Origin of the sequence: Amycolatopsis sp. NPDC059657 (assembly GCF_042734395.1) — a bacterium.
In the GTDB taxonomy this organism is placed as follows: Bacteria; Actinomycetota; Actinomycetes; order Mycobacteriales; family Pseudonocardiaceae; genus Amycolatopsis.
Genome location: NZ_JBHWEB010000048.1, coordinates 43,805 through 69,523, shown reverse-complemented (window position 1 = coordinate 69,523; position 25,719 = coordinate 43,805). Strand labels below are relative to the sequence as shown.

Below are 25,719 nucleotides of genomic sequence, written 5' to 3'. Positions count from 1 at the left end.
TGGCGACGACACCACCAACACCGAGCCCGCCAATGCCACTACCAGCGACGGCACCAACAACCAGCACCCGATCACGAACTACAGCTGGAGTACTAACCGGCGAAAACACTCACGACCCCCAAATGTCAGCCGCCCACGGCTGCGGTGACTTTGGCGGCGGCCTCGGTCAGGGCTTGGCCGCGGCGGGCGATCTCGGCGCCCGTGATCGTCATGCCGACCGAGAGGGTGAGCACCAGCTCCTGCGCGCCCGCGGCGTTGAACGTCGGCGCCGCGATGAAGTTCACCGGCTGCTTCTTACGGGGTGCCAAATCCTCCGCGAGGTAGAAGCGTTCGCCCAGGTTGGACACCATCTCGCCGACCAGATCCCGCACCTCGGCCGGCAACTCGTAGGCCGCGACCCCGGCCAGGAGTGAGTGCAGCCGCACGCCGGCCAGTGTCAGGCTTTCCACCAGATAGCCGCGGTCGCGGCATTCGGCGACGACTTGGCGCAGCCTGCCCCTGTTCAGCTTGATCGGGAGGGTCGGCGGCTTCGCGAGCCAGCGCTCGAAGTCGGCGTCGGGGCCCCAGAGGACGTACATCAGGCCGACCGGGGGAGCGAAGGGATAGCGCTGGCCCGCGACGCCGGGGCCGGTGCGTTCCAGCACCACGATCTGGTCGCCGACCACGGCCGACGCCGAACAGACCGCGGCGTAGCGGTCGGCCAGTTCCTCGAGCAGCGGCCGTGCCAGTCCGGCCGCCGTGAAGCCCTCCTGGGCAACGTGGCCTGCGGTGATCAAGGCCGGGCCGAGGCCGTAGGTCTTGGTGACGGGGTCGCGCAGCAGGTAGCCGCCGTCCGTCATCGCGGTGAGGATGCCCAGGCAGGTCGGTTTGCTCAGGCCGAGCTCGCGCGCCAGCCGAGACAGGCCGAAACGCTTGCCGCCCGCCGCGACCAGGAAGTCGAGCACCTGGAGCACGCGGGTGGTCGGCGGGGACGTGCGCATTGACCACCACCTAGAACAGGTTCTACTCTCAGCGAACGCAAACTGTACCAGCCCGGTCCATATTTGTACCGCGAGGAGTCGCTTGTGCTCACGCAGCCGTTCGCCGCCGCGATCGCCGAAGCCGAGAAGATCATCACCGAGGCGCCGCACATCCGCACCGAGCAGGATCTGCTGGAGGGCTACGACTACCTCGCCGGTGGCATCCGCGCCTCGCTGCAGATGGCGTGGGCCTACGAGCGCGACTTCCCGTTCTTCACGCAGTCGACCGGGCCCTACACGAAAATGGGCTTGGACAACCCGGACACCCTCTACTTCAACGCCAACATCCGCGAGGACCGCGAGTACCTGGTCACCGGCGTCCGTGGCACCACGGCCGACCTCAGTTTCCAGATCCTCAACGGCGACTACTCGCCGGTCGTGGTTCCGGACAGCCTGGCAGCCTTCGACGACCGGGCGATCGAGATCGGCGAGGACGGCACGTTCGAGATCCGGTTCGGCCCGGAGAAAGCCGCGAAGAACTACTTCACGCTCGGGCCGGGCGCGTCGATGCTCGTGGTCCGCGAGGTCTTCAGCGACTGGTCGGAACGCAAGGGCGAGATCACCATCCAGTGTGTCGACACCCGTGGCGGTGCGCCGAAGCCACTGGCCAAGGACGCGATGGCGAAGCGCTACGGCGTCGCCGGGAAGATCCTGCTCAGCAGGCTGAAGACGTTTCTCGCCTTCCCGAAGTGGTTCTACCTCGACCTGCCCGTCAACACGATGACCGAGCCGAGGCCGACGCCGGGCGGGCTCACCACCCAGTTCTCCTCCGCCGGGCACTATGACCTCACCGACGATCAGGTCATGATCGTCACCGTGCCGAACGCGGGCAAGGAAACCGCGCCGTATCAAGGGATCCAGCTCGGCAGCCCGTGGTACGTGTCGCTGGACTACATCAACCGCCAGACCAGCCTCACCGCCGACCAGGCGCACACCGACCCGGACGGCAAGATCCGCTTCGTGATCAGCGAGCGGAATCCGGGCGTCGCGAACTGGCTCGACCGCACCGGGCATGCCCATGGCTACGTGCAGATTCGCTGGCAGCGGCTGACGCGCGACCTCAAACCCGACGACGGGCCCGAGGTCGAGATCGTCGATTTCGCCGAGCTGCCCGGGAAACTGCCATTCCACACACCGATCACCCCCGAGGACTGGTCCGCGCGGATCGCCGCGCGCCAGGCCGCCGTCGCGCGAAGGATGCTGGGCTGATGCTGGAAGACAAGGTCGTCGTCGTATCCGGGGTGGGCCCTGGGCTGGGCCGCTCGATCGCGCTGCGCAGCGCACACGCGGGCGCGGATGTCGTACTCGCGTCCCGCACCGAATCGCGGTTGCGGGATGTCGCCAAGGAGATCGACGCTCTCGGCCGCACAGCGCTGGTGGTCGCGACCGACATCACCGACGACGCGTCGGCGGAGCACCTCCGCGACGCGGCGTTGACGGAATTCGGCCGGGTGGACGCGCTCGTCAACAACGCGTTCGCGATGCCGCCCATGGTCGATCTGCTCGACATCGACCTCGACGTGCTCAAGACCTCGCTGGACACCACCACACTGGCCGCGCTCCGGCTGACCAGGCTGTTCGCGCCCGCACTCGAAGAACACGACGGCGCGGTCGTGATGATCAACTCGATGGTGGTGCGTCATTCCCGGCGGACCTTCGGCGCGTACAAGATGGCGAAGGCCTCGCTGCTGGCGATCTCCCAGAGCCTCGCGACCGAACTCGGGCCGCGCGGGGTGCGCGTCAACTCGGTCGCGCCCGGCTACATCTGGGCGGACAACCTGCGGTGGTACTTCGCCTACCTGGCCAAGGAAAAAGGCGTCACGGCCGAGGAGATCTACGCCGAGACCGCCGCGACCATCGACCTGCGCAGACTGCCCGAACCCGATGAGGTCGCCGACGCCGTCGTCTTCCTCGCGTCGCCTCTCGCGCGGGCGATCACCGGTCAATGCCTCGACGTCAACGGCGGCGAATACCACCACTGAGGAGCCCTTGTGGAACGGGACAGCGTCGGCACGGTCGCCGATCTGCACGCGTCGGCGACCAAGATCACCGGTCTCGACGACTTCGGCGACGACGAGTACCTCGAAGGACTCGAAGTCCTGCTGGAGTCCTATGCCCGCGACGAACAGCTGACACCGCTCGGCAACCGGGTCCACCGGTCGTTCCTGCGTGGCGCGCTGGTCGCGCGGCTGCTCAGCGAGGCGGCGTGGCAACGGCATCCGGAACACGCCGAAGTGCCGATCGAACGCCCGATCTTCGTCACCGGCCTGCCGCGCACCGGCACGACCGCGTTGCATCGGCTGCTCGCCGCCGACCCGGCGCACCAGGGCCTCGAGGTGTGGCTCGCCGAGGTCCCGCAGCCGCGGCCGCCGCGCGCGACCTGGTCGGCCGACCCGATCTTCCAGCACATCCAGGCGGGCTACGAGCAGCACCACATCGACCATCCCGAGTTCATGGGTGTGCACCACATGTCCGCGGATCAGGTCGAGGAGTGCTGGCAGCTGCTCCGGCAGTCGATGAAGTCCGTGTCCTACGAATGTCTCGCCCACCTGCCGACCTACGCGAAGTGGCTCGATGGCCAGGACTGGACCGGCGCCTACCGGCGGCATCGGCGGAACCTGCAGCTCATCGGCCTGCCGGACGCGGGGAAGCGCTGGGTGCTGAAGAACCCGAGTCACCTCTTCGCGCTCGACGCGTTGCTCGAGGTGTATCCCGACGCGCTGATCGTGCAGACCCATCGTGAGCCGAGCACGATCATCGCGTCGGTCTGCAGCCTGACCGAGCAGGCTTCGGCCGGCTGGTCGAACCGGTTCCACGGCCCGGTCGTCGGCCGGGACCAGGTCGACACCTGGGCGCGTGGGCTGGACCGATTCACCGCCGAACGAGCCCGCCACGACCAGTCACAGTTCTTGGATGTCGACTACCGGGAGTTCGTCGCGGATCCACTGGGCACCGCGGCGGGGGTGTACCGCCATTTCGGCCTGCCGCTCGGCGAGCAGGCCGAAGCCGGGATGCGGCGCCTGCACGAGCAGAGCACCTCGGGTCAGGCCAAGCCGGCGCACCGGTATTCGCTCGCCGACTTCGGGCTCACTGATTCAGGTGTGGCTGCCCGCTTCGCGGGGTATCCGGTCTCTGGTCGTTGACGACCATGTTGTAGACGTCGGTCACCTGGCCGCGCAGCCGCGCGACCGCTGACCGCATGTTCGCGGCGATTTCGTCCGGATCGACCTGGTCCACGTCACCCTGGGGCGCGCGCCTGCCGATCGGCGTTTCCTCCTCAGGCACGTTGGCTTGCTACCCCGATCGGGCGAGAATGAAACGCACACCTTGGAGTGGCCGGTGTCACTCCGTCTTGTCGCTCTCTCATCCGTCAGGTGTGCACTCCGTGTCACGGGATTCGTCACGCTGCGAGCGACCGGTCTGGCCAAGCGATACGGCGCCAGGACCTTGGGGGAAAGGGTGTTCTGGCGACCCAGGTCCACGAGAGGAAAGTGGTCGCACGCTGGGTCTGGCACTGCTAGCGTCCCGCTGTGGATCTCTTCTCGCGCGCGTGGAACGCGTTGCTCAAGGCCGTCGCCGATCTCACCGATGAGGATTTCGCCAAGCCGTCCGGCTGCTCCGGGTGGCTTGTCCGTGACCTCGTGTGTCACTTGGTCATCGACGCGCAGGACGTCCTGATCACCCTCGTCACCCCTGCCGAAACCGAACCCACGCGTGACTCCGTGACCTACTGGGAAGTCTCCGACAAGCCCCCGACCGGCGAAGACCCGCTCGACGCGTTGATCGTCAGGCTGGCGTCCGCTTACCAGGAGCCGGGACTGCTCAAGTTCCACCTCGACGACGTCGGGTCCGCCGCGGGCCGTGCGGCCGAGCTCGCCGATCCGGGCATGCGCGTCGGCACCCGCGATGTGGTGCTCACCGCGGGGGATTACCTTTCCGCGTACGTTCTCGAGTGGACACTGCACCACTTCGACCTCATCGCGCACCTGCCCGGCAAGGCCGAACCGCCCGCCGAAGCCGTCGCCAAGACGCGGACGATCATCGAACAGATCGCCGGGATGAAATTCCCGGAGTCGTTCTCCGACAAGGATGTGCTGCTGGTCGGGACCGGACGTCGCGTCGCGACCGAGGCGGAGCAGGCCGAGCTCGGTGAGCTGGCGGCGAAGCTACCGCTGATCATCGGCTGAGCGGCTCCGGCTGCCGTAGATCGGGCGCGGGCACCGCTACCGGAAATGTCGCCGGGTATCCAAAGGCAACCTGAAAATCGCGCCCCGCGCCGGCCGGAAATCGTCTTTCCCCGCCGTGGCCTGGTTTAGGGCAAGACACCGACGGGAACTTTCCGGTGCGGTGCGTTCGTTGTACTGACAGGACGTACCGGACGAAAGGGGATGGTCATGCCGTCGTTCAAGAAGCTTGCCGCGCTCGCGGGCACCGCGGCCGCGGTTCGCGGCTACGCGAAGAAGAACCCGGAAAAGGTCAACAAAATCGCGGGCCAGGCCGCGGAATTCGTCGACAAGCGCACCAAGGGCAAGTACCACGGCCAGATCGGCGGGGTGCTGCAAAAGGTGCGCAAGGCCACCACCGAGAACCCCGGCCCCGGTCACGTGCAGTAGCCAGCGGGGGCCCGTGCGCCGAGAATGGGCGCATGGGCATCCCTGTGGTACTCGATTGCGATCCGGGGCACGACGACGCGATCGCGATCATGCTTGCGGCCGCCGATCCGGCGCTGGACCTGCTGGGCATCACCACGGTCGCCGGCAACCAGACACTCGAGAAGACCACGTTGAACGCGCGACGGGTGTGCACCGTCGCGGGTATCAAGGATGTCCCGATCGCGGCAGGCTGCGCGCGGCCGCTCATCCGCCCGTTGCGGGTCGCGCAGGACGTGCACGGCGAGTCGGGGTTGGACGGACCCGCGTTCGGTGAGCCCGCGGTCGACGTGACGGGTGAGCACGCGGTCGAGCTGATGCACCGGCTGCTCGCCGAACGCCCGGTGACGCTCGTGCCGACCGGTCCGCTGACCAACATCGCGCTGCTGCTGACCAGATACCCCGAGGACGCCGCCCGGATCACCGAGATCGTGCTGATGGGCGGCTCGACCGGGCGGGGCAACACCACGCCGTACGCGGAGTTCAACATCCACGTCGACCCGGAAGCCGCGGCGATCGTGTTCGCCAGCGGGGTCCCGGTCACCCTGTGCGGGCTGAATGTCACGCACCAGGCGCTGGTCACACCGGACGTGGTCGCCCGGCTGGAAGGGCTCGGCACCGAGCTCGGGCGGGTCTGCGCCGAGTTGATGACCTTCTTCGGCGCGACCTATCGCGACCTCTTCGGCTTCACGTCACCGCCACTGCACGATCCGGTCGCCGTCGCGCGGGTGATCGACCCGGCGCTGGTGTCCTGCGTCGAAGCGCATGTGGCGATCGAGACGCTCGGCGAGCACACCAGTGGAGCGACCGTGGTGGATTTCGACGGCAGGCTGGGCATGCCGCCGAACGCGCGGGTCGCCGTCGGACTCGACGCGCCCGCCTTCTTCGATCATGTGATCGAAGCGGTGCGCGTTTTGTCCACAGTGGACTAGGGCGTGTCCGGTCATTGTCCGGTGTCGGTGGTTCATTGACCCTTGACACAACCGTTACTTCGGCACCACCCTGATGACAGCGTATTGAAACGATTCATTTCCGTGATCATCACTGTCTGAGGGGAACGCACGGTGGACCGTGTCGCGGCGAAGTCGCCGGTCGTGGCGCTGCGTGACGTCGTCAAGAGTTTCGGTGCCGTCCGCGCGCTGTCCGGTGTCTCACTCGAGCTGCGTCCCGGCGTCGCGCACGCGCTGCTCGGCGAAAACGGTGCCGGCAAGTCCACGTTGATCAAGGTACTCGCCGGCGCGCATCGGCCGGACGCCGGGGAGATCCACCTCGACGGCGTCCCGCACCGCCTGCACGGCCCCGGCGACGCCAAGGCCGCGGGTATCGCGGTGATCTATCAGGAGCCGACGCTGTTCGGCGATCTTTCGGTGGCGGAGAACGTGTTCATCGGCCGTCAGCCGTTGAAGTCCGGCCGCCGCATCGACCACGCCGCCACGAAGACCGCCACCCGCGCGCTGCTCGCGCGGCTCGGCGTGGCACTCGATCCGGACCGTCCCGCGCGCGGACTGTCCATCGCCGACCAGCAGGTCATCGAGATCGCGAAAGCGCTCTCCTTCGACGCGCGCGTGATCGTGATGGACGAGCCGACCGCCGCGCTCTCCGCGGCCGAGGTCGAAAGGCTGTTCGGCGTCGTGCGTGCGTTGCTGGGACAGGGGGTCGCGGTCTTGTTCGTCTCACATCGTCTCGACGAGGTTTTCGAGCTCTGCGAGGAAGCGACCGTCCTGCGCGACGGTGGCCACGTCTGGTCCGGACCACTGGACCAGACCACCCCGGACGAGCTGGTCAAACGCATGGTCGGGCGCGAGCTCTCAGCGCTGTTTCCCAAGCAGGACACGGAACCCGGCGAGGTGCTGCTGTCCGCGCGGCGGCTCACCCGCGAGGGCGTTTTCGTCGACGTCTCGTTCGACTTGCGCGCGGGCGAGATCGTCGCGCTCGCGGGGCTGGTCGGCGCGGGGCGCAGCGAGGTCGCGCGCGCGGTGTTCGGCATCGACAAGCTCGACGCGGGAGAGGTGCGTGTCGGAGACCGTGTGCTGCCCGCCGGTTCGCCGAGCGCCGCGATGGCCGCGGGTATCGGGTTCGTGCCGGAGGACCGGCGGCAGCAGGGGCTGGTGATGGACGCGTCGATCGAACGCAACGCCGCGCTCGCGTCGCTCGGCAGGCTGAGCAAGGGCGGGATCATGCGCCGCCGCGACGAGCGCGCGCTCGCGCAGGACTGGGCGGTCAAACTGCGGCTCAAGTTCGCGAAGCTGAGCGACCCGGCGAGCGTGCTCTCCGGCGGCAACCAGCAGAAGGTCGTGCTCGCGAAGTGGTTGTCCCGTAAGCCGAAAGTGCTCATCGTCGACGAGCCGACGCGCGGCATCGACGTCGGCACCAAAGCCGAAGTGCATCGGTTGCTCTCGGAGCTGGCGGCCGACGGCGTCGCGGTGCTGATGATCTCCTCCGAGCTGCCCGAGGTGCTCGGCATGGCCGACCGGGTGCTGGTGATGCACGAGGGCAGGCTCGCCGCCGAGCTCACCGCGCCGCTGACCGAGGAGTCGATCGCGCTCGCCGCGGCTGGTCGCGGATGACCGCGCACGTGGAGGCACGCACCGACAGCGTCGAGCCGGAGCGCGGCGCGCGGCGCCTGCTCGATCGCGCCGGGCGCATCCGTGAGCTGGGTGTCGGGCTGGTGCTGGTGCTCGTGGTGGCCGGGACGGCGGTGGCCAATCCCCGGTTCGTGCAACCGCAGAGCCTGCGCGATCTGCTGCTCAACGCCTCGATCATCGCGTTGCTGACGGTCGGCCAGACGATCGTGGTGGTGACCCGCAACGTCGACCTGTCGGTCGGCTCGGTGCTGGGGCTCTCGGCGTTCATCACCGCGTCGGTGGTGGCCGCGCATCCCGGGATCCCGGCCGCGGGCGCGCTGCTGCTCGGCGTCGCGCTCGGGCTGGTGTGCGGGATCGTGAACGGCCTGGTGGTGTCGCTGGGCCGGGTGCCGAGCCTGGTGGTCACGCTCGGCACGCTGTACGTGTTCCGCGGGCTGGATTTCGCGCTCGCGCACGGCACTCAGGTCAACGCCGCCGATCTGCCGCAGTCGCTGCTCGGGCTCGGCAGCGGACGCGTGCTCGGCGTGCCGTACCTGGTGCTGATCACGGTCGTCGTGGTCGTCGCGGCGGCCTTGTACCTGCGTTCGTATCGCTCGGGTCGAGAGCTTTACGCGATCGGGTCGCATCCCGAAGCGGCCATGCTCGCCGGGATTCCGGTGCGGCGGCGCGTGTTCGCCGCGTTCGCCGTCTCCGGCGCGGTCGCGGGACTCGCGGGCGGTCTGTGGATGGCGCGCTACGGGACGGTCGACGCGGCGGCGGGCACCGGGCTCGAACTCCAGGTCGTCGCCGCGGTCGTGGTCGGCGGGGTCGCCATCTTCGGCGGCTCCGGGAGCGTGCTGGGCGCCGCGCTGGGCGCGTTGCTGCTGAGCACGATCACCAGCTGCCTGATCGTGCTGGGCGTGCCCGCGTTCTGGCAGCAGGCGATCACCGGCGCGCTCCTGCTCGCGGCGATCACAGTCGACAGAATCGTGTCGCTGCGCCTCGCCGCCGCGTTGCGTCCCGACCGGCGGAAGGCGGACCACCATGCGTGAACGCCTGCTGCGCTGGGAAACGGTGCTCGTGCTCGCCGTCGTGGTCGTCGCCGTGGTGGGTGGCGGCGATTTCCTGAACGGCAAGAACCTTTTCTATCTCGGCCTCGACATCGGCGAGATCGCCTTGATCGCGTTGCCGCTCACGTTGGTCATCGTCGCGGGCGAGATCGACCTTTCGGTGGCGTCGGTGCTGGGATTGTCGAGCGCCCTGATCGGGACGCTGTGGAACGCCGGTCTTCCGCTCGAGACGATCCTGCCGATCGTGATCTTGGCCGGCGCGTTGTGCGGTGCTGTCAACGGGTTTCTGGTCACCGGGCTCGGCCTGCCATCGCTGGCCGTCACCATCGGGACGCTCGCGTTGTACCGCGGGCTCGCGCTCGTGCTGCTCGGCGACACGGCCGTGGCGGACTTCCCCGCGAGCTACACGCAGTTCGGCACCACGCCCGTCCCCGGCACGGATTTCCCTTATCCCATAGTGGTTTTCGTCGTGCTCGCGGTCGTCTTCGGCGTGCTGCTGCACGGTAGTTCGTTCGGCAGGGCCGTCTACGCGATCGGCGCGAACACCGAGGCCGCGCGGTTCTCCGGCATCAGGGTCAAGCGCACGAAACTGATCCTGTTCACACTGACCGGCGCGGTCGCCGCGCTCGCCGGTGTCGTCTACACACTGCGTTTCTCCAGCGCGCGTGCGGACAACGGCACCGGACTCGAACTCGCCGTCGTCGCGGCCGTCCTGCTCGGCGGGGTCTCCATCTTCGGCGGCACCGGCTCGCTCGGCGGGGTGATCGCCGGGGTGCTGCTGCTCGGCGGCCTGCGGAATCTGCTGATCCTCGACGACGTGTCGACCGAAACGCTCACCATCGTCACCGGCCTGCTGCTGCTCGTCGGCGTGCTCGCGCCGCCGAGCGCGGTCCGGTTCGCGCGCTGGCGGGCCGGCCGTTCCATACTGAAGGAAGCGACAAGATGATCCGAAAACTGGCCACCGTCACCGCGCTCGCGCTCCTGCTGACCGCGTGTGGCGGCACCACCAAGGACAGCGGCGCCAAGCAGAACGGCCCGTCCGGCTCCACCGGCGCGGCCAACGCGCAGGCCGAGCTGAAGACCGGCCTCAAGTTCACCTACTTGCCCAAAGCGGTGAACATCCCGTACTTCTCGGTGGTCGGCAAGGGCGTCGAGCAGGCGGCAGGCGAGGTCAAGGGCGAGTACAAGGCGACCGGTCCTTCGGACGCGAGCGCGGCTTCCCAGGTCACGTACATCAACACCGCCGCCCAGCAGCGCCAGGACGCGCTCCTGCTCGCGGCGAACGACCAGAACGCGGTCGCGCCGGCGTTGAAGGCCGCACGGGCGCAGGGCATGAAGGTCGTCACCCTCGACTCCGACGTCGCGCCCGACGCGCGCGACCTGTTCATCAACCAGGTCGACTCCACCGAGATCGCGGTCAAGCAGGTCGAGCTGATCTCCGACGCCATCGGCGGCACCGGCGAGATCGCGATCCTCTCGGCGACCGCCAACGCGACCAACCAGAACGCCTGGATCGCGATCATGAAAGACGAGCTCGCCAAGCCCAAGTACGCCGGCCTCAAACTGGTCGACACCGTCTACGGCAACGACGAAGACCAGATGTCGTTCCAGAAGACCCAGGGCCTCCTGCAGGCCCACCCAGGTTTGAAGGGCATCATCGCCCCGACCACGGTCGGCCTCGCCGCCGCCGCGCGCTACCTCAGCTCCTCGGAGTACAAGGGCAAGGTCGCGCTGACCGGCCTCGGCACCCCCAACCAGCTCCGCGAGTACGTCAACGACGGAACGGTCAAAGCACTGGCACTCTGGGAGCCCGCCAAGCTCGGCTACCTCGCCACCATCGCCGCGGCCTCCCTCATTTCGGGCCGCATCACCGGCGCCGAGGGCGAGAAGTTCACCGCGGGCTCACTCGGCGAATACACGATCGGCAAGAAGGCCGAGGTCATCCTCGGCCCGCCCACGGTCTTCACCAAGGACAACATCGGCCAATACAACTTCTGACCCGTGCGTTCGTCCGCGTTAGGTGAGTTTCTCTTCGCGAAAGGAAGAATCTGGCCGTTCAACGTCCGGATTCTTCCTTTCGCTCCATGCTCGGCTCGCGTAGGCGCCGGCCTAGCAAAGCTAGGTTGCGCGCTCGTCGTGGTGTGATCAGCACACGTGAGGGCCTAGTTCACCACGCATAGCTTGGTGAAGGCTCCCTTCACCACACCGAACTGGGTGAGGGAGGCCCTCACCAAACCAGCCCAGCGCACGCCACCTTTGCCCTTCACTTAATAGCACCTGCCCGCGCGAGCGAGTGGTAACTCTGCGTTGACCGGGCAGGGGGTGGGCGGCCAGACTGGGCGGCATGAGCGAGTCGTGGCGTGAACCCGGAGGCGGTTTCCTTGCGTGACAACACTTGTCACGCAAGGAGCCGCCGTCGGTCATGCCGATCGGCGGCTTTTTTGTTTGCCGGTGTGTCCAGGGGACTGCCCGGATTCCAAACCCGGGCATTGGGGTTCGACTCCTCACATCGGTGCCGAGGCGCAGGGCGCGTTGGTCCAGTGGCACGGACTCCCGGTTTTCACCCGGGCGACGCGGGTTCGATTCCCGCACGCGCTGCCGAGGGTTCGCGAAAGTGTCGGACCCCTGTGTTCCGATGGTCGTGAGCGGTTGAGCTACCCCGGCAGGCGGGGGAGCCCGCGAACGAGCAAGGAGCACATCATGGCCGGAGAAACCGTGATCACGGTCGTCGGAAACCTCGCAGCGGACCCGGAACTGAAGTTCACCCCGTCCGGCGCGGGCGTCGCCAACTTCACCGTCATCTCGACGCACCGCATGCTGGACCGCGAGTCCGGCGAATGGCGGGACAAGGACAAGATCGCGCTGAGATGCAACTTATGGAAGCAGCCGGGCGAAAACGTGGCCGAGTCACTGAACCGCGGTGATCGCGTGATCGTCCAAGGCAGACTGAAACAGCGGTCGTACGAGACAAAAGACGGCGAGAAACGCACGGTGGTCGAACTCGACGTCGAGGAGATCGGGCCCTCGCTGCGCTGGGTCACGGCCAAGCTCGCCAAGGCGAGCCGAGGCGGCGGCGGGCCCGCCGAGTCGCCTTGGGCTTCGCCGCCGGTCCCGGTGGGAGCGGGGGTGGGCGGCGAGCCCCCGTTCTGACAAGGCCAGGCGGGTAAGGGCGGCCCAAGCCCACCCCGGCCCCCGGTGGACCAGGTGGCCGAAGCGAGGGTGCCCCGCGGTGCGTAGTAAGCACCCAAGGGCCCCCTCGCTGCCTGGCCGATCGGCAGCCCGTCGGAACAAAGGCCGTTTCAGCCGGCTCGGCCTGAGCTGAGCGAGCGCGTTTTGGGCCGTCCAACGGCCGAAAACGCACACGCTCACACCCGTCCGAAAGCCGGGCTCAGCGTCAGGCGATGCCGATGTCGATGACCGGTTCCTTGGCCGGGTCGAGCCACTTCAGGAGCTTGTCCAGCTCGGGCGCGGGAATGGAGACGCAGCCCGCGGTGGGCCTGCCGGTGGACACGTGGAGGAAGAAGGCGGAGCCTGCGCCCGGGGTGGCCGGGTCGCGGTTGTAGTCGATGACGGCGGCGCGGTCGTAGGCCCGGCCAACGGTGCCGAGGTCTTCGCCCGCCTCCTCGTTGAAGGGACACTCGCCGGGTGCGCAGCGGTAGTACTGGTTGTAGAACTCGGACTCGGTGTCGGAGACCCACCAGTCGTTGTCGTCGATCTGGAGGTACGGGATCTTGTAGCCGTTGTCGGGCTCGTTGCCGAAGCCTTCGGTGAGCGTCCAGACGCCCGCCGGGGTGTGGGAGGTGGTTTCACTGGCCTCGCCGATGCCCTGCTTGCCGACGAACGCGCTGACCGGGCCCAGCACGACCCGCCAGCCCGAGCCGGACCTGCGCCAGGCCGTGAGTTCCGCGGTGGTCGCGGTCTCGTCGGCGCCGACGACCGTCACCACCTGGTCGGCGTCCCCTTCGTAGGGGAGGGGCAGCTCACGGGCGAACGTGGCGGTGTCCGCATCCGCCGGCAGCGCGCCGGCCAACAGGGTGGTCACGGCGAGGATCGTGGTCGCGAGGAAACGCTTGGTCAACTTGACATCCTCGAACTGGGGAGGTGAATTTCAGGACTCGGTGTGCCGCAGGACCAACAGCATGCCGCGTTCGTCGGCCTGAGGTGGGTCGTCTTCCACACAAGCCGCGAGGTCGGCGTGCACGGCCTGGCTGTCGATGCCTGCGCCGATGAGCACCAGTTCGGTGCGACGCCGCTCGTCACGGGCCCAGCGGGTCCGTTCGAAGCGGAGGAACGCGCCGACGGACTGCATGGCGAACTTCTGCCGGTCCGCGCTCGGGCCGAAGTCGATGAAGCCCTTGATGCGGTAGAGGCCGCGTGGGCGGGCTTCGAGGAACTTCACCAGCCTGCGCGGGTTGAGCGGACGCTCGGAGACGAACTCGACGCTCTCGTAGGCGGCGTGGATGTGCTCGGAGTGATCCGCGTGGTCCGTGTGGTCGTGGCGCAGGTCGTCGAACGACAGCTGACCGGTCTTGGGCCGCGGCTCGGGGTCGAAGAACAGCTCGGGGTCGATACGGCCGAACTCGGTCGCGAGCACGGGCGTGCCGGGCGCGAGGTCGGCGAGCAGCGCGGTGAGCCGCTGCCGCTCGGGCTCGGGCACCCGGTCGGTCTTGTTGAGCAGTACCAGGTCCGCGAAGCGGAGGTGCTGGTCCAGCTCGGGGTGCCGCGCGCGGGTTTCGTCGAACTCGGCCGCGTCGACGACCTCGATCAGGCCGCCGTAGGTGATCGCCTGGTTCTCGCTGGCGATCATCAGGCGGATCAGGTCGCGGGGCTCGGCGAGGCCGCTCGCCTCGATCACGATGACGTCGATCTTCGCCTTGGGCTCGGAGAGCTTGCCCAGCATGGCGTCGAGCCCGCGTGCGTCGACCGCGCAGCACAGGCAGCCGTTGGACAGCGAGACCATGGCGTCGACCTGCCCGGCGACCGACATGGCGTCCACGCCGATGGCGCCGAAGTCGTTCATGATCACGCCGATGCGCGCGCCCTGGTCATTGGTGAGCAGGTGGTTGAGCAGCGTCGTCTTACCGGAGCCCAGGAAACCCGCGACGATGAGCACCGGAATCCGCTTCCGCGCCAAGACTTCCCTCCCCGAGAGCAGCGACCCGCCGACACCCTAACGGGTCGCCGCTCACGAGGTTCACGGCAGGAGGATCAGCTTGCCGCGCACGTGGCCCGCTTCGCTCTCGTCCTGTGCCGCGCCGGCCTCAGCCAGCGGGTAGGTGCCCGCGACGGGGAGCTGGAGGTGCCCGTCGGCGACCAGCTGGGTGCCGTCGGCGAGCGCGCCGGGGACTTCCTCGGACGGGCTGCCGCCGGTGAACCGCACGCCGTGGTCGGCGGCGTCCGGGGCCGCGATGGTGATCACCCGCTCGGTGCCGCCGGTCAGCTCGATCAGCGCGGGCAGTGAGCCGCGCCCGGAGGCGTCGAGTGCCGCGTCGACCCCGCCGGGAGCCGCGGCGCGCACGCGGTCGGCCAGGCCGCCGCCGTAGATCACGGGGATCGCGCCGAGTGAGCGCAGGTACTCGTGGTTGGACTCGCTCGCGGTGCCGATCACCGTCAGCCCGCGGCGCACCGCGAGCTGCAGCGCGACGGTCCCGACCCCGCCCGCGGCACCGTCGATCACGAGCGTCTCGCCCTTTGCGAGGTTGAGCAGGCCGAGCGCCCGGTACGCGGTCTTGGTGACGGCCGGGATCGCCGCGGCCTGCTCCCACGAGAGCTTGGCGGGCTTGGCGGTGAGCGCGGCGACCTCGGCCAGCACGACCTCCGCGTAGCCGCCGCCGGTCGCCGAACCCAGCACCTCGTCGCCGACGGCGAACTCGGTGACGCCGTCGCCGACCGCGTCGACCACACCGGCGATGTCCCCGCCGGGGATCGCCGGGAACCGCGCGGGGAACGCCTTCCCGCTGCGGATCTTCCAGTCGATCGGGTTGACCGAAGCCGCACGGACGGTGATCCGGACCTGGCCGGGGCCCGGCGCCGGAACCGGGCGCTCGGCCACCTTGAGCACGCTGGAGTCGCCGTACTCGGAGAACTCGACGGCGCGATATGTCTCAGTCATATGGGTCGGCAACCCAGCCGTCCCGCGAGCTATTCCGGGGTTCACCCGTTGGGAACCCTCAGCGCTGCCCCCACGCGGCGACGGTCATCCACGAGTAGTCGACAAAGGTCGGGTCGTCGTAGGTCGCGTATGCGGAGTCGAGCACGTCTTGGGTGACGAGCCCGGTCTCGACGGCGTGCGCCTCGACGAGCCGGGTGGTCGAACGAAGGAAATGCGCCAAGGGTGAGCCGCCGCGGGCGGGCATGATCAGGCCTTCGGAATCGCAGCCGACGAGCCCGGCGTGTTCCAGTGGCAACGGCAGTGTGCGAGCGAAATTGGGATCGGTACCCACTCGCTGGGACAACACCAGGCCGAGTGTTTCCATCGACCGCCGGACATCGGGGTCGGAGGACAATTCGGGCAGGGTGGTCGCCATTTCGACGAGCAGCCAGCCACCCGGCCGCAGCCAGGACGCCAGCCGCTTGAGCACCGTTTCGCGCTCGGCCAAATGGTCGAGCACGAAACGGGTGTGGATCAGGTCGAACTCGCCGGGCGCGGGGTCGGCCGTGATGTCGTGGTGGAGCACGGTGACGCCGAGTTCTTCCAGCGGTCCCAGGAACTTCAGGCTGAGATCGGTGGCGACGACATGTTCGCCGCCCGCGAGTTCCGCCATCCGCCGGGCGACCGAACCGGCGCCCGCGCCGACTTCGAGGCACCGCCATCCCGGCCGGATTCCGAAACGGTCGAGATTGCGCAGGCTGAACGGATCAAAGATCTGCTCCAACAGGCTCAACCGCTCGTACTCCGCCTGGGTCTGCGTGTCGACGAAACCGTTCCACCCAACCGTTTTCGGCATCAGGGATTCCTTTGTGGATTATCCGGATCCCCCTCCGTGGCCGAGCATAGCCAATTACGCACAGCCAAGAACCGGGGTGGCCCAGTCCGCGTGGTCGAAATTCTTTCCGTCGCCGCCGTCGGTCGCTTCCAGCGTCAATCGCCGCACCCCGGTGACGTCCACAGTGACCGGTTTCGCGCCGTCGCCACTGTGGACGACGCCGGTGTCGGCCAGCGGGCGGCCGTCGGCGAGAACGCGGAACGTGACCGAACCGGGTGAGGTGACCTCGTCGTCGATGCCGACGCTCACCTTGAAGGTCGAGCAGGCGCCGCCGAGCCACACGGTGACCGAACCGGGCGCGTGCATGCCGATGCCCTTGGCGTACTGCGTGCCGCCGATCGACAGCGTGTGCCCGTCTCCGCCCGCGTCCTCCCCATTGGACCTGTCCCGCTCGACGGGACCGTAGCCGTTGCTCTCCGCCAGGAACGGCAGGTCGCTGACCTGCGTGGTTCCGGCCGGGTTCGGCGGCGGCACGAAGGTCTGGACCACGGATTCGACATGCACCGGGAGACCGGCCGGGTCGCCGGGGAAGCGGTACGTGGCCACGACCGGCAAGTCCGTGGTGCCGACGGACTGATCGGCCTTGGTGAAGCGCCAGGTCCCGGAGAGCGTCTCGCCCGCCGCCAGTGTGGCGCGGGTGAGCGTCGGGCCGGTCACCGACCAGCCCGACGGTGCGGTCGCGGCGAGCCGGACGTCGGTGATCGCGGCGTCCGGCTTGAACGTCCCGGTCACGTCCACTGTGGTGCCCTCGGCCGACGGCGGCGTGACGGTCAGCGTGGTGCGCGGCACCTGCCGGACCGGCTCGTCGCAGCTCGTCCGGCCTGGCTTGGCGGGGCAGAGTATCGAGACGAACCCGCCGTTCGTGGCCGTCGGCACCGCCAGCCGATCGGCCGAGCCGACCGTGCGGAAGTCGCGGAGATACCCGTCGCGCAGGGTGTCGCTGAGCCAGCTGCCACCGCCGAGGAAGCTCAACGGCAGGTCGAACGTCTTCGCGGCCTGCGCGGACAGCCCGCCGACGAACCAGCGCTCACCCGAGCGCCGCGCGACGACGGCTTCTTGCCCTGGGCGGCCGCTCAGCAGCCTGGTCTCGTCCCAGACGGTCGGCAGCTGGTCCAATGTGCGCAGTGCCTCTGGCCGCGCCTGGTAGTTCTCCGGCTTGTCGGCGCCGTGCTGCCAGCCCGACTCGTACACCAGGAACGTCGCGACCTCGTGCAGGTCGGTGGTGTCGCGATCGCTCACCACGAACGCGGTCGGCGTGTAGTCCATGCTGCCGACCACGTTGCGGGTGAACGGGAACATGGTGTTCGTGGCCGCGCGGGTGCGGAACTGCTCGGCGCCGCGGACGGCCTCGAAGCTCATGACATGCGGCCAGGTGCGCTGCAGCCCGCGCGGAATGGTCGCGCCGTGGAAGTTGACCATGAGCTGGTGTTTCGCGGTCGCCGCGGTGATCTGGTCGTACCAGGCGAACGTGGCCTGCGAGTCCGAGTCCATGAAGTCGACCTTCACGCCGGCCACGCCCCAGGACTTCACCTGCGCGAGCCTGCTCTCCCGTTCCTCGGGGGTGTCCAGCAGCGTCCAGTGGAACCAGAGCAGCACGTCGACGCCGCGAGCGCGCGCGTAGCGGGTCACTTCGGGCACCCAGGAGGCGTCCCAGCCCTCGTCGATCAGCACATACGGCCAGCCGTTGCGGGCGGCGAAGTCGATGTACTGCTTCTGCCGCGCGGGATCGCCGGGGCTGCTGTGCTCGGACAGCCAGGACCAGGCGACCTTGCCCGGCCGGATCCACGAGGTGTCGGCGAGCTTGGACGGGCTCGCGAGATCGTCGGTGAGGGTCGAGCCGGTGACCGTCGCGAGGTCGCCGACGATCGCCGTCCGCCACGGCGTGCGCAGGACGCCGGGCACCTGGGCGTCCGCGAGCTTGATCGAATACGTGCCGGAGCCCGCCGCGTGCGTGAGCCTGGCGCCGGAGTAGCGTCCGTCCACATCGGACTCGGAGAGCAGCACGTAGTCGTCGCCGACCGAAAACAGGGACGGGAACCCGAAATCGCCTGCCGCGGCACCCGAAGCCGTCGTTTCGACGCGGGTGTTCTCGTAGTTCGGACTGTAGGGGAGCAGCCAGGCCGGAGCGGTGGCGGGCAGCGTGAACGCCGACGCCTCGCCGGTGATCGTCGCGGCGGACGGCAGCGTGTAGCGGTAGGCGACGCCGTCGTCCGACGCGCGGACGATCAGGTTCAGCCGGACGCCGCCGTCGCCGGCGAAGGCCAGCGTGGTTTCGGCGGAGCGGGCCTGGCGCTGCAGCTTTTTGCCGGTGGTCATCGTGTACCGCTCGTCCACGGTCCTGGTGCTACGGCTCAGGAAACGCAGGTTCTTCGTCAGGTCGGCGGTCGCGGTCCGCACGCCGAGCGGCGCGGGCTCCAGCACTCGCCGTCCCGCTCGGGTGACGCCGAACGTCAGCCCGCCTGCCGCGGTCTGGGTGACTTCGGCAGTCACTTTGCCTGAGAGGCTGACCGTCCAGCCCGCGGCGGGCTGCGGCGCGGGTAACAGCGAAGCGAGCAGGGCGAGGACCGCGGAAAACGATGCCATGATCCTGAAGTCTTGTGATGCGCCGCCGAAAGGTCAACAGGACAGCCGGACATAATTCATTACTAATATTATTACTCTTGAGCAAAGTGCTGCAATGATTGCGTCCTGCGCACCAGTTCGCGGAGATCACCGCTGATCGCGCCGGCGGCCCGTGCCTGCACAAGGATATTGCCGAGTGCGGTGGCCTCGACGGGACCGGCCACCACCGGCAGCCCGCAGGCGTCGGCCGTCAGCTGGCAGAGCAGTGTGTTGCGAGCGCCGCCGCCGACGATGTGGACCGCGTCGACGCGACGGCCGGAAAGCCGTGCGGCGTCTTCGATCGCCGCGCGATAAGCCTCCGCGAGACTGTCTAGGACACAACGGGTGAATTCGGCGGGGGTTTCCGGCTCCGGCTGGTCGGTTTCCCGACAGGCCTGTGCGATCCTGGCCGTCATCTCGCCGGTGGGCAGGAAACGCGGATCCGTGGCGTCCACGACGGCTCGTTTGGGCAAGGTCGCTGCTTCGGCCAAGAGCGTGCCGAGGTCGACTGTCCATTCGCGACGGCATTCTTCGAGCAGCCACAGGCCCATCACATTGCGCAGGAAGCGAACTTGCCCGTCGACACCGAGTTCGTTGGTGAAGTTGGCCGCCTCGGCCTCGGCCGTGAGGATCGGCTCCGGCAGTTCGACGCCGACCAGTGACCACGTGCCCGAGGAGATGTACGCGAAGTTCTCGTCCACCGCGGGCACGGCCGCCACCGCCGAAGCCGTGTCGTGCGAGCCGACCGTGTACACCGGCGCGGACTGCCCGGTTTCCTTGCCGACCCAGGGAAGCAGGTGCCCGGCGAAGTCACCGGGCCGTCGCAGCGGTGCGAACAAACCGGGATCGCGGTCGATCAGCGCGAACGCTTTCGCCGACCAGCCGCGGGTACGGGGATCGAGCAGGCCGGTGGTCGAGGCGTTGGTCAGTTCGGTGCCGGAGTTCCCGGTCAGCCAGTAGGTGATCAGGTCGGGGATGAGCAGCAGTTTCGACGCGGGCCGGTGCTCCACGCCGAGCTGGAAGATCGTGTTGATCGGCAGGAACTGGATGCCGGTCGCGGCATAGAGCCCCGGCGGCCGTACCGCGTAGGAGGTCCGCTCGTCGCGATAGTGGATGGGATTGCCGACCAGCGTGCCCCACGCGTCGAGCAGTCCGTAGTCGACCGCCCACGAGTCGACGCCGATGCCGTCGACCGGCCCGGCGGCACGCAGGCCGTCCAGCACGCCTTGGTACAGCCCGAGAATGTCCCAGTGCAGCGTGCGTCCGGTCCGCACGGGCCGGTTGGGGAACCGATGTGCCTCCCGGAGTTCGAGTGTGGCGCTGTCGGCGGTCATCACTCGCCCGCTGGACGCGCCGAGGTCGACCGCGGCGAAGACACTCACCGCAGGAACGCCCCGGTGACCCCGCCGTCCACCGGCACGTGCAGCCCGGTCGTGTGGCTCAGCTCGCCCGCGGTCAGCACGAACACCGCGTTGGCCACGTGCTCCGGCAGCACTTCCCGCTTGAGCAGCGAACGCTGGGCGTAGAACGCGCCGAGGTCCTCCTCGGGAACCCCGTAGACGGCCGCGCGCCGAGCACCCCAGCCGCCGGCGAAGATCCCGGAGCCGCGGACCACTCCGTCGGGGTTGACGCCGTTGACCCGGATTCCGTGCTCGCCGAGTTCGGCGGCGAGCAGCCGGACCTGGTGCGCCTGGTCGGCTTTGGTCGCGCTGTACGCGATGTTGTTCGGTCCCGCGAACACGGCGTTCTTGCTGGCGATGTAGACGATGTCGCCGCCGAGTCCCTGTGCGATCATCTGGCGCGCCGCCGCCTTCGAGACGAGGAACGACCCGCGCGCCATCACGTCGTGCTGGCGGTCCCAGTCCTCGGCCGTCGTCTCCAGCAGCGGCTTCGACACCGACAGGCCCGCGTTGTTGACCACCAGGTCGATCCCGCCGAACGCGAGCGCGCCCGCGGCGAACGCGGCGTCGATCGAGGCCTCGTCGGTGACGTCCATCGCGACGGCCACCTGCCCGAGCTCGTCCGCGACGGCGTGTGCGGCCTCGGCGTCGATGTCCGCGACGACCACGCACGCGCCTTCGGCCGCGAGCCGCCGCGCGATCGCCTTGCCGATGCCCGATCCGGCACCGGTGACCAGCGCGACCCGGCCCTGCAGGGGTTTCGGCTTCGGGCGGCGGGCGAGCTTGGCCTCCTCGAGCGCCCAGTATTCGATGCGGAACTTCTCGCGCTCCTCGATGGGCGCGTAGGTCGACACGGCTTCGGCGCCGCGCATGACGTTGATCGCGTTGAGGTAGAACTCGCCGGCGACCCTGGCCGTCTGCGCGTCGGCGCCGAACGAGAACATGCCGATGCCGGGAACGAGCACGATCGCCGGGTCGGCGCCACGCATCGCGGGGGAGTCGGGCGTCGCGTGCCGCTCGTAGTAGGCGCGGTAGTCCTCGCGGTACGCCTCGTGCAGCTCCCTGAGCCGGGTGACGACCTTGTCGAACGGCGTCGACGGCGGCAGGTCGAGCACGAGCGGGCGCACCTTGGTCCGCAGGAAATGATCAGGGCACGAGGTGCCGAGCGCGGCCAGCCGGGGATGCTCGGCATGGGCGAGGAAGTCGAGCACCGGAGCGGCGTCGGTGAAATGGCCGAGCTGTGCCCGGTCGGTCGAGACGAGCCCGCGCAGCACCGGCGCCAGTGCGGCCGCCTTCGCGAGCCGGTCGGGATCGGCTTGGTAGCGGGGGATTTCCGGGCCGAACGGGTCGGGCCGTCCGTGCTTTTCGAGGAACGCCGTCGCCGCGCGGATGATCTCCAGCGAGTGCGACTCGGCCTCGTCGGAGGTCGCGCCCCACGCGGTGATGCCGTGCCCGCCGAGTATGCAGCCGATCGCGGCCGGGTTGTCCCGCTCGACCGCCGCGATGTCCAGCCCGAGCTGGAAGCCGGGCCGCCGCCACGGCACCCAGACCACGCGGTCGCCGAAGCACTGCTCGGTCAGCTTCTCGCCGTCAGCCGCCGTCGCGAGCGCGATGCCGGCGTCCGGGTGCAGGTGATCGACATGCGCGGCGGTGACCAGCCCGTGCATGGCCGTGTCGATGGACGGCGCCGCGCCGCCGCGGCCATGCAGGCAGTAGTCGAACGCGGCGACCATCTCGTCTTCGCGGTCGGGTCCGGGATAGACGTCGACCAGCGCGCGGAGCCGGTCGAGCCGGAGCACGGCCAGCCCGTCGGCGGTGAGCGTGCCGAGGTCACCGCCGGAGCCCTTGACCCACAACAGATCCACCGGCTGCCCGGTGACCGGGTCGGTCCCGGTGCCCTTGGCGGAGGTGTTGCCGCCCGCGAAGTTCGTGTTGGCCGGGTCGGACCCGAGCCGGTTCGACCGGCCGATCAGCTCGTTCACGCGCCCCATCCCGCCTGCTCGCCGCCGACGCGTTCGGCGGCGATCTTCTCCTGGTACCCCGAGCGCCGGTAGGCGGCGACGGGATCGGGATCGAGTCCTCGCTCGGTCCGCAGCTCGGCGAGCAGCGGGCGGACGTCGGTGTTGTAGGCGTCCATGAAGACATCGTTGGCTGCCAAGACATCCCCACTGTCCTGAGCGGACTTCAGCGCCGCGCGGTCGACCAGCAACGCCTTGGCCGTCGCCTCCTGGACATTGCAGATCGAGCGGATCTGCCCCGGGATCTTGAGCTCGATGTTGTGGCACTGGTCGAGCATGAACGAAACGGACTCGAGCCCGCCGCCGCGCACGACCTCGTAGAGGATCCTGAAGAGCTGGAACGGATCCGCGGCGCCGACCATCAGGTCGTCGTCGGCGTAGAACCGCGAGTTGAAGTCGAACGCGCCCAGTTTGCCTTCCCTGAGCAGGAAAGCGACGATGAACTCGATGTTCGTGCCCGGCGCGTGGTGCCCGGTGTCGACGCACACCGTCGCGCGGTCGCCGAGTTTCAGGCAATGCGCGTAGGACGTGCCCCAGTCCGGGACGTCGGTGGTGTAGAACGCGGGCTCGAAAAGCTTGTACTCCAGCAGCATCCGCTGGTCGCCGGTTAGTCTGTTGTAGACGGTCGAGAGCGCTTCGGCGAGCCGGTCCTGCCGGTCGCGGATGTCGTCCTGGCCGGGGTAGTTCGTGCCGTCGGAGAACCAGAGCTTGAGGTCGCGCGAGCCGGTCGCGTCCATCACGTCGACACATTCCAGCAGGTGATCGACCGCCTTGCGGCGCACCGCCGGATCGGGGTTGGTGACGCTGCCGAGCTTGTAGTCGTCGTCCTGGAACACGTTGGAGTTGATGGTGCCGACCGCCACCCCGGCGTCCCGCGCGTACCTGGCGAGCGCGCCGTAGTCGTCGACCTTGTCCCACGGGATGTGCAGCGCGACGCTCGGCGCGGCCCCGGTGAAGGCGTGGACCTGCGCGGCGTCGTCGATCTTCTCCTCGGGGGACCGCGGGACGCCCGGCTGGGTGAACACCTTGAACCTGGTCCCCGAGTTGCCATACGCCCACGACGGCGTTTCTATGCGTTGACCGGCCAGTTTTGCTTTCACCGCGTCCATCCGGACCCCCGCGCCGATGATTGAAACGTTTCATCCACATGGTATGGTCCGCCACGGGCACACGGCAAGGGTGAGGTCGGATGGTCGGTATCAAAGACGTCGCCCGCCGGGCGGGCGTGTCGATCGGCACGGTCTCGAACGTCGTCAACCGCCCCCATGTGGTCTCGCCGGAGACGCGCGTGCGCGTGCAGACGGTCATCGAAGAACTCGGCTACGTCCGCGACGAGTCCGCCAGGCAACTGCGCGCGGGCCGCAGCCGCACGCTCGCGTTGCTCGTGCTGGACCTGGCCAACCCGTTCTTCATCGATGTCGCCCGCGGCGCCGAAGAGGCGGCCTACGAGGCCGACCTGAACGTCATCACCTGCAACAGCGGCCAGCGTGTCGACCGCGAGACGGCCTACCTCGCCATGCTCGCGGAGCAACGCGTCCGCGGCGTGCTGCTGAGCCCGGTCACCGACGCCTCGGTGGACGGCTTGCGGCGCAACGGGATCCCGTACGTGTTCGTGGATCGTTTGGTGCCCGGTGCCTGCTCGGTCTCCGTCGACGACGTCGCGGGCGGCGCGCTCGCCGCGCGGCATCTGCTCGACCGCGGCCATCGGCGCATCGCGTTCGTCAACGGTCCCGCGGTGCTCGCCCAATGCCTCGATCGCGAGCAAGGGGTGCGCTCTGTACTGCCCGACCCGATCGTCTTGGCCGCGGGTGGTCTCGACGTCGCTTCAGGACGTGACGCTGGCGCGAGGCTGCTCGCGTTCACCCCGCGGCCCACGGCGGTCTTCTGCGCCAACGACCTGCTCGCGCTCGGGGTGCTGCAGGCGATGGTCGCCGCCGGTGTCCGTGTCCCCGACGAGATGGCGATCGTCGGCTACGACGACATCGAATTCGCCGCGGCCGCCGCGGTTCCGCTCACCTCGGTCCGCCAGCCCGCGGCCAGGCTGGGCCGGACGGCGGCGGAGCTGCTGATCGCGGAGACCTCGGGCGAGGGCCAGCATGAGCACAAGTCCGTGGTGTACAAGCCGGAACTGGTCGTCCGCGAGTCGACGCTACGCCCGTAACCCGATCCGGTGGGCGATGCCGCGGAGTTCGCGGGCGGTGCTGCCGCCGGGCGACGCGCTGAGCAGTGAGGAAACGGCTTGGCGGGTGTGCACGTCGACCCGCGTCGGGAGCGGCGCGATGCGTTCCGCCCGTTGCAGATGCGTCACCGCGCGCGTGGCCTGCCCGCTGACCCTCGCGTAGGAACAGCCGACCATCAACTGAATCCCCGCCGCGTACATCCGGTTCGTGACGTCATGCGGGGCGTCCGCGGCCGCGATGATCTGATCGAACCGCCCGACGTCGTACAGCCGCAGCATCCGGTGGAAATGGACCAGCGCGGGCGTGAACGGCAACGCGGCCGACGCTTCCGGCGCGGCGGACCGCGCGAGCCGGTCGGCTTCGGCCAGATGGCTGAAGGCGGTCGTGTGATCGAAATGGACTTCCGCCTGTGCGGCGGCGAGATGGAGCCTGCCTCGGACGGCCGGTGAACCGGAGAGCTCGGCGAGCGCGCGTTCGGCCATTGCGGCTGCGTCGGTCCACGCGCCCGCGCGCGTGCAGGTTTTGCTGCGCCACAACGTGTTCACCGCGTCCTCGACCGGGTCGCCGAGCACTTCGGCATGCGTGCGGGCGAGTTCGACGACAAAGGCGGCCAGGTCGAGCAGGCCGATGTCGAGCAGCATCGGGACGCAGACACTGTGGTACAACCGGAGTAGCTGGCGTAGATCCGTGCAGCGGTCGACGAGCGAAGGCAAGCGCTGCAACAGGATCAGGTACTCGCCGTGGTTCATCAGGTAGGACGCGTCGTCGACCGCGCGGGTGAGTTCCGGCGAGGTTTCGTTCGGGCGAACGGAAGACGAAGCCGCCAGCAACGTGATCCGAAGCTCCCGCACCGCGGTGTCCCAGTGTGGCGAAGTGGACGGAAGGCTGGTGCCGAGCAGGTCGCCCGGCGCGACGCGCAGCGCGTCGGCGAGCGCACTGATGTGGCTCAGTCTGTCCAGTGTGCGCGTGCCGTTTTCCACCATGGAAAGAAAACCGGGGGAGAACCCGGCGAGTTCGGCCGTGGTACGCAGGCTCAACCCCCGTATTCGGCGGGCTTTCCTGATCCGGTGCCCGACGTCGGCTGGAAAAGTGCTGCTGCTCACGGAAAAACCTCTCAGGATGTGGACGGCGGTGATCAGCGTAGCCGGTCCGAATGCCGCTCCCGGCTGGCGAACGAGTGAATGTTCACGATCGTTCACAGCAGTGAACCCATTGTGCGTCAACGGTTCTAG

The 25,719-nt window shown here is 68.7% G+C and carries 23 protein-coding genes and 1 tRNA gene; 13 read left to right on the top strand and 11 right to left on the bottom strand.

Annotation, left to right across the window (positions count from 1 at the left end; all coding sequences use genetic code 11):
• Positions 1-125: 125 nt before the first annotated feature.
• Entirely contained in the window at positions 126-980 is an 855-nt protein-coding gene (locus tag ACFV15_RS25335; RefSeq protein WP_378353076.1) for an IclR family transcriptional regulator, read from the bottom strand.
• A gap of 84 nt (positions 981-1,064) precedes the next feature.
• On the opposite strand from ACFV15_RS25335, the gene ACFV15_RS25330 reads away from it, so the two are divergent.
• Genes ACFV15_RS25330 through ACFV15_RS25320 form a run of 3 tightly spaced genes read left to right on the top strand, consistent with a single transcriptional unit; the run spans position 1,065 to position 4,162 of the window.
• Positions 1,065-2,228, top strand: a complete 1,164-nt coding sequence (locus ACFV15_RS25330) for a hypothetical protein (RefSeq protein WP_378353075.1) — start codon at positions 1,065-1,067, stop codon at positions 2,226-2,228.
• A complete protein-coding gene (locus tag ACFV15_RS25325; RefSeq protein ID WP_378353074.1) occupies positions 2,228-3,001 on the top strand; it encodes an SDR family oxidoreductase in 774 nt (257 codons plus the stop codon). Before ACFV15_RS25330 ends, ACFV15_RS25325 begins: the two co-directional genes overlap by 1 nt.
• Before the next feature lie 9 nt (positions 3,002-3,010).
• Positions 3,011-4,162: a sulfotransferase family protein gene (locus ACFV15_RS25320; RefSeq protein WP_378353073.1), complete on the top strand. Its 1,152-nt coding sequence runs from the start codon at positions 3,011-3,013 to the stop codon at positions 4,160-4,162.
• Here the strand turns inward: ACFV15_RS25320 and ACFV15_RS25315 are convergent.
• Positions 4,107-4,304 carry a hypothetical protein gene (locus tag ACFV15_RS25315; RefSeq protein WP_378353072.1) on the bottom strand — a complete coding sequence of 66 codons (198 nt, stop codon included), beginning with the start codon at positions 4,302-4,304 and terminating at the stop codon, positions 4,107-4,109. The genes ACFV15_RS25320 and ACFV15_RS25315 overlap by 56 nt on opposite strands.
• A gap of 245 nt (positions 4,305-4,549) precedes the next feature.
• Here ACFV15_RS25315 and ACFV15_RS25310 point away from each other — a divergent pair, with 245 nt between their 5' ends.
• From ACFV15_RS25310 to ACFV15_RS25270, 9 genes are all read left to right on the top strand, one after another.
• Complete coding sequence (locus tag ACFV15_RS25310; RefSeq protein WP_378353071.1) at positions 4,550-5,206, top strand: maleylpyruvate isomerase N-terminal domain-containing protein; 657 nt, start codon at positions 4,550-4,552, stop codon at positions 5,204-5,206.
• A 207-nt stretch (positions 5,207-5,413) separates the two neighbouring features.
• Positions 5,414-5,632, top strand: coding sequence for an antitoxin (locus ACFV15_RS25305; RefSeq protein WP_378353070.1), 219 nt, complete (start codon positions 5,414-5,416; stop codon positions 5,630-5,632).
• A gap of 32 nt (positions 5,633-5,664) precedes the next feature.
• Positions 5,665-6,600 carry a nucleoside hydrolase gene (locus tag ACFV15_RS25300; protein WP_378353069.1) on the top strand — a complete coding sequence of 312 codons (936 nt, stop codon included), beginning with the start codon at positions 5,665-5,667 and terminating at the stop codon, positions 6,598-6,600.
• A gap of 132 nt (positions 6,601-6,732) precedes the next feature.
• Positions 6,733-8,235, top strand: a complete 1,503-nt coding sequence (locus ACFV15_RS25295) for a sugar ABC transporter ATP-binding protein (RefSeq protein WP_378353068.1) — start codon at positions 6,733-6,735, stop codon at positions 8,233-8,235.
• Entirely contained in the window at positions 8,232-9,284 is a 1,053-nt protein-coding gene (locus ACFV15_RS25290; RefSeq protein WP_378353067.1) for an ABC transporter permease, read from the top strand. The genes ACFV15_RS25295 and ACFV15_RS25290 overlap by 4 nt, the downstream gene beginning before the upstream one ends.
• Positions 9,277-10,248, top strand: coding sequence for an ABC transporter permease (locus tag ACFV15_RS25285; protein WP_378353066.1), 972 nt, complete (start codon positions 9,277-9,279; stop codon positions 10,246-10,248). The genes ACFV15_RS25290 and ACFV15_RS25285 overlap by 8 nt, the downstream gene beginning before the upstream one ends.
• Positions 10,245-11,300 carry a rhamnose ABC transporter substrate-binding protein gene (gene rhaS, locus ACFV15_RS25280; protein WP_378353065.1) on the top strand — a complete coding sequence of 352 codons (1,056 nt, stop codon included), beginning with the start codon at positions 10,245-10,247 and terminating at the stop codon, positions 11,298-11,300. The genes ACFV15_RS25285 and rhaS overlap by 4 nt, the downstream gene beginning before the upstream one ends.
• 528 nt (positions 11,301-11,828) lie before the next feature.
• Positions 11,829-11,900, top strand: a tRNA-Glu gene (locus ACFV15_RS25275).
• Between the two features lie 102 nt (positions 11,901-12,002).
• Positions 12,003-12,452, top strand: a complete 450-nt coding sequence (locus ACFV15_RS25270; RefSeq protein WP_378353064.1) for a single-stranded DNA-binding protein — start codon at positions 12,003-12,005, stop codon at positions 12,450-12,452.
• A gap of 244 nt (positions 12,453-12,696) precedes the next feature.
• On the opposite strand, the gene ACFV15_RS25265 is transcribed toward ACFV15_RS25270, so the two are convergent.
• The 8 genes from ACFV15_RS25265 to rhaI all read right to left on the bottom strand — a co-directional run bounded on the left by ACFV15_RS25265 (position 12,697) and on the right by rhaI (position 23,416).
• Complete coding sequence (locus tag ACFV15_RS25265; RefSeq protein WP_378353063.1) at positions 12,697-13,380, bottom strand: L,D-transpeptidase; 684 nt, start codon at positions 13,378-13,380, stop codon at positions 12,697-12,699.
• A gap of 30 nt (positions 13,381-13,410) precedes the next feature.
• Entirely contained in the window at positions 13,411-14,436 is a 1,026-nt protein-coding gene (locus tag ACFV15_RS25260) for a CobW family GTP-binding protein (RefSeq protein ID WP_378353062.1), read from the bottom strand.
• Between the two features lie 60 nt (positions 14,437-14,496).
• Complete coding sequence (locus tag ACFV15_RS25255; protein WP_378353061.1) at positions 14,497-15,414, bottom strand: NADP-dependent oxidoreductase; 918 nt, start codon at positions 15,412-15,414, stop codon at positions 14,497-14,499.
• Between the two features lie 58 nt (positions 15,415-15,472).
• On the bottom strand, positions 15,473-16,249 hold the full coding sequence (locus tag ACFV15_RS25250) for a class I SAM-dependent methyltransferase (RefSeq protein WP_378353060.1): 777 nt from the start codon (positions 16,247-16,249) through the stop codon (positions 15,473-15,475).
• A 54-nt stretch (positions 16,250-16,303) separates the two neighbouring features.
• The gene (locus ACFV15_RS25245; RefSeq protein ID WP_378353059.1) at positions 16,304-18,871 is read right to left on the bottom strand and encodes a glycoside hydrolase family 97 catalytic domain-containing protein; all 2,568 of its coding nucleotides are present in this window, start codon (positions 18,869-18,871) and stop codon (positions 16,304-16,306) included.
• Positions 18,872-18,942: 71 nt separating this feature from the next.
• The gene (locus ACFV15_RS25240) at positions 18,943-20,223 is read right to left on the bottom strand and encodes a rhamnulokinase family protein (RefSeq protein WP_378353078.1); all 1,281 of its coding nucleotides are present in this window, start codon (positions 20,221-20,223) and stop codon (positions 18,943-18,945) included.
• Positions 20,224-20,267: 44 nt separating this feature from the next.
• Positions 20,268-22,280 carry a bifunctional aldolase/short-chain dehydrogenase gene (locus ACFV15_RS25235; protein WP_378353058.1) on the bottom strand — a complete coding sequence of 671 codons (2,013 nt, stop codon included), beginning with the start codon at positions 22,278-22,280 and terminating at the stop codon, positions 20,268-20,270.
• The gene (gene rhaI / locus ACFV15_RS25230) at positions 22,268-23,416 is read right to left on the bottom strand and encodes an L-rhamnose isomerase (protein WP_378353057.1); all 1,149 of its coding nucleotides are present in this window, start codon (positions 23,414-23,416) and stop codon (positions 22,268-22,270) included. The genes ACFV15_RS25235 and rhaI overlap by 13 nt, the downstream gene beginning before the upstream one ends.
• Positions 23,417-23,496: 80 nt before the next feature.
• Between rhaI and ACFV15_RS25225 the strand changes: the two genes are divergently transcribed.
• Positions 23,497-24,468: a LacI family DNA-binding transcriptional regulator gene (locus ACFV15_RS25225; RefSeq protein WP_378353056.1), complete on the top strand. Its 972-nt coding sequence runs from the start codon at positions 23,497-23,499 to the stop codon at positions 24,466-24,468.
• Here ACFV15_RS25225 and ACFV15_RS25220 read toward each other — a convergent pair.
• Positions 24,457-25,590 (bottom strand): helix-turn-helix domain-containing protein, encoded by a 1,134-nt coding sequence (locus ACFV15_RS25220; protein ID WP_378353055.1) that lies wholly within the window; start codon positions 25,588-25,590, stop codon positions 24,457-24,459. The two genes, ACFV15_RS25225 and ACFV15_RS25220, sit on opposite strands and share 12 nt — an antisense overlap.
• Positions 25,591-25,719: the final 129 nt, after the last annotated feature.

What these genes read in the sequence shown, in the direction of transcription:
- ACFV15_RS25335 (WP_378353076.1), bottom strand. Translation starts at nt 980, where the DNA reads ATGCGCACGTCCCCGCCGACCACCCGCGTGCTCCAGGTGCTCGACTTC.
- ACFV15_RS25240 (WP_378353078.1), bottom strand. Translation starts at nt 20,223, where the DNA reads ATGACCGCCGACAGCGCCACACTCGAACTCCGGGAGGCACATCGGTTC.
- ACFV15_RS25290 (WP_378353067.1), top strand. Translation starts at nt 8,232, where the DNA reads ATGACCGCGCACGTGGAGGCACGCACCGACAGCGTCGAGCCGGAGCGC.
- ACFV15_RS25325 (WP_378353074.1), top strand. Translation starts at nt 2,228, where the DNA reads ATGCTGGAAGACAAGGTCGTCGTCGTATCCGGGGTGGGCCCTGGGCTG.
- ACFV15_RS25245 (WP_378353059.1), bottom strand. Translation starts at nt 18,871, where the DNA reads ATGGCATCGTTTTCCGCGGTCCTCGCCCTGCTCGCTTCGCTGTTACCC.
- rhaS (WP_378353065.1), top strand. Translation starts at nt 10,245, where the DNA reads ATGATCCGAAAACTGGCCACCGTCACCGCGCTCGCGCTCCTGCTGACC.
- ACFV15_RS25250 (WP_378353060.1), bottom strand. Translation starts at nt 16,249, where the DNA reads ATGCCGAAAACGGTTGGGTGGAACGGTTTCGTCGACACGCAGACCCAG.
- ACFV15_RS25270 (WP_378353064.1), top strand. Translation starts at nt 12,003, where the DNA reads ATGGCCGGAGAAACCGTGATCACGGTCGTCGGAAACCTCGCAGCGGAC.
- ACFV15_RS25285 (WP_378353066.1), top strand. Translation starts at nt 9,277, where the DNA reads ATGCGTGAACGCCTGCTGCGCTGGGAAACGGTGCTCGTGCTCGCCGTC.
- ACFV15_RS25255 (WP_378353061.1), bottom strand. Translation starts at nt 15,414, where the DNA reads ATGACTGAGACATATCGCGCCGTCGAGTTCTCCGAGTACGGCGACTCC.
- ACFV15_RS25305 (WP_378353070.1), top strand. Translation starts at nt 5,414, where the DNA reads ATGCCGTCGTTCAAGAAGCTTGCCGCGCTCGCGGGCACCGCGGCCGCG.
- ACFV15_RS25225 (WP_378353056.1), top strand. Translation starts at nt 23,497, where the DNA reads ATGGTCGGTATCAAAGACGTCGCCCGCCGGGCGGGCGTGTCGATCGGC.
- ACFV15_RS25300 (WP_378353069.1), top strand. Translation starts at nt 5,665, where the DNA reads ATGGGCATCCCTGTGGTACTCGATTGCGATCCGGGGCACGACGACGCG.
- rhaI (WP_378353057.1), bottom strand. Translation starts at nt 23,416, where the DNA reads ATGGACGCGGTGAAAGCAAAACTGGCCGGTCAACGCATAGAAACGCCG.
- ACFV15_RS25235 (WP_378353058.1), bottom strand. Translation starts at nt 22,280, where the DNA reads ATGGGGCGCGTGAACGAGCTGATCGGCCGGTCGAACCGGCTCGGGTCC.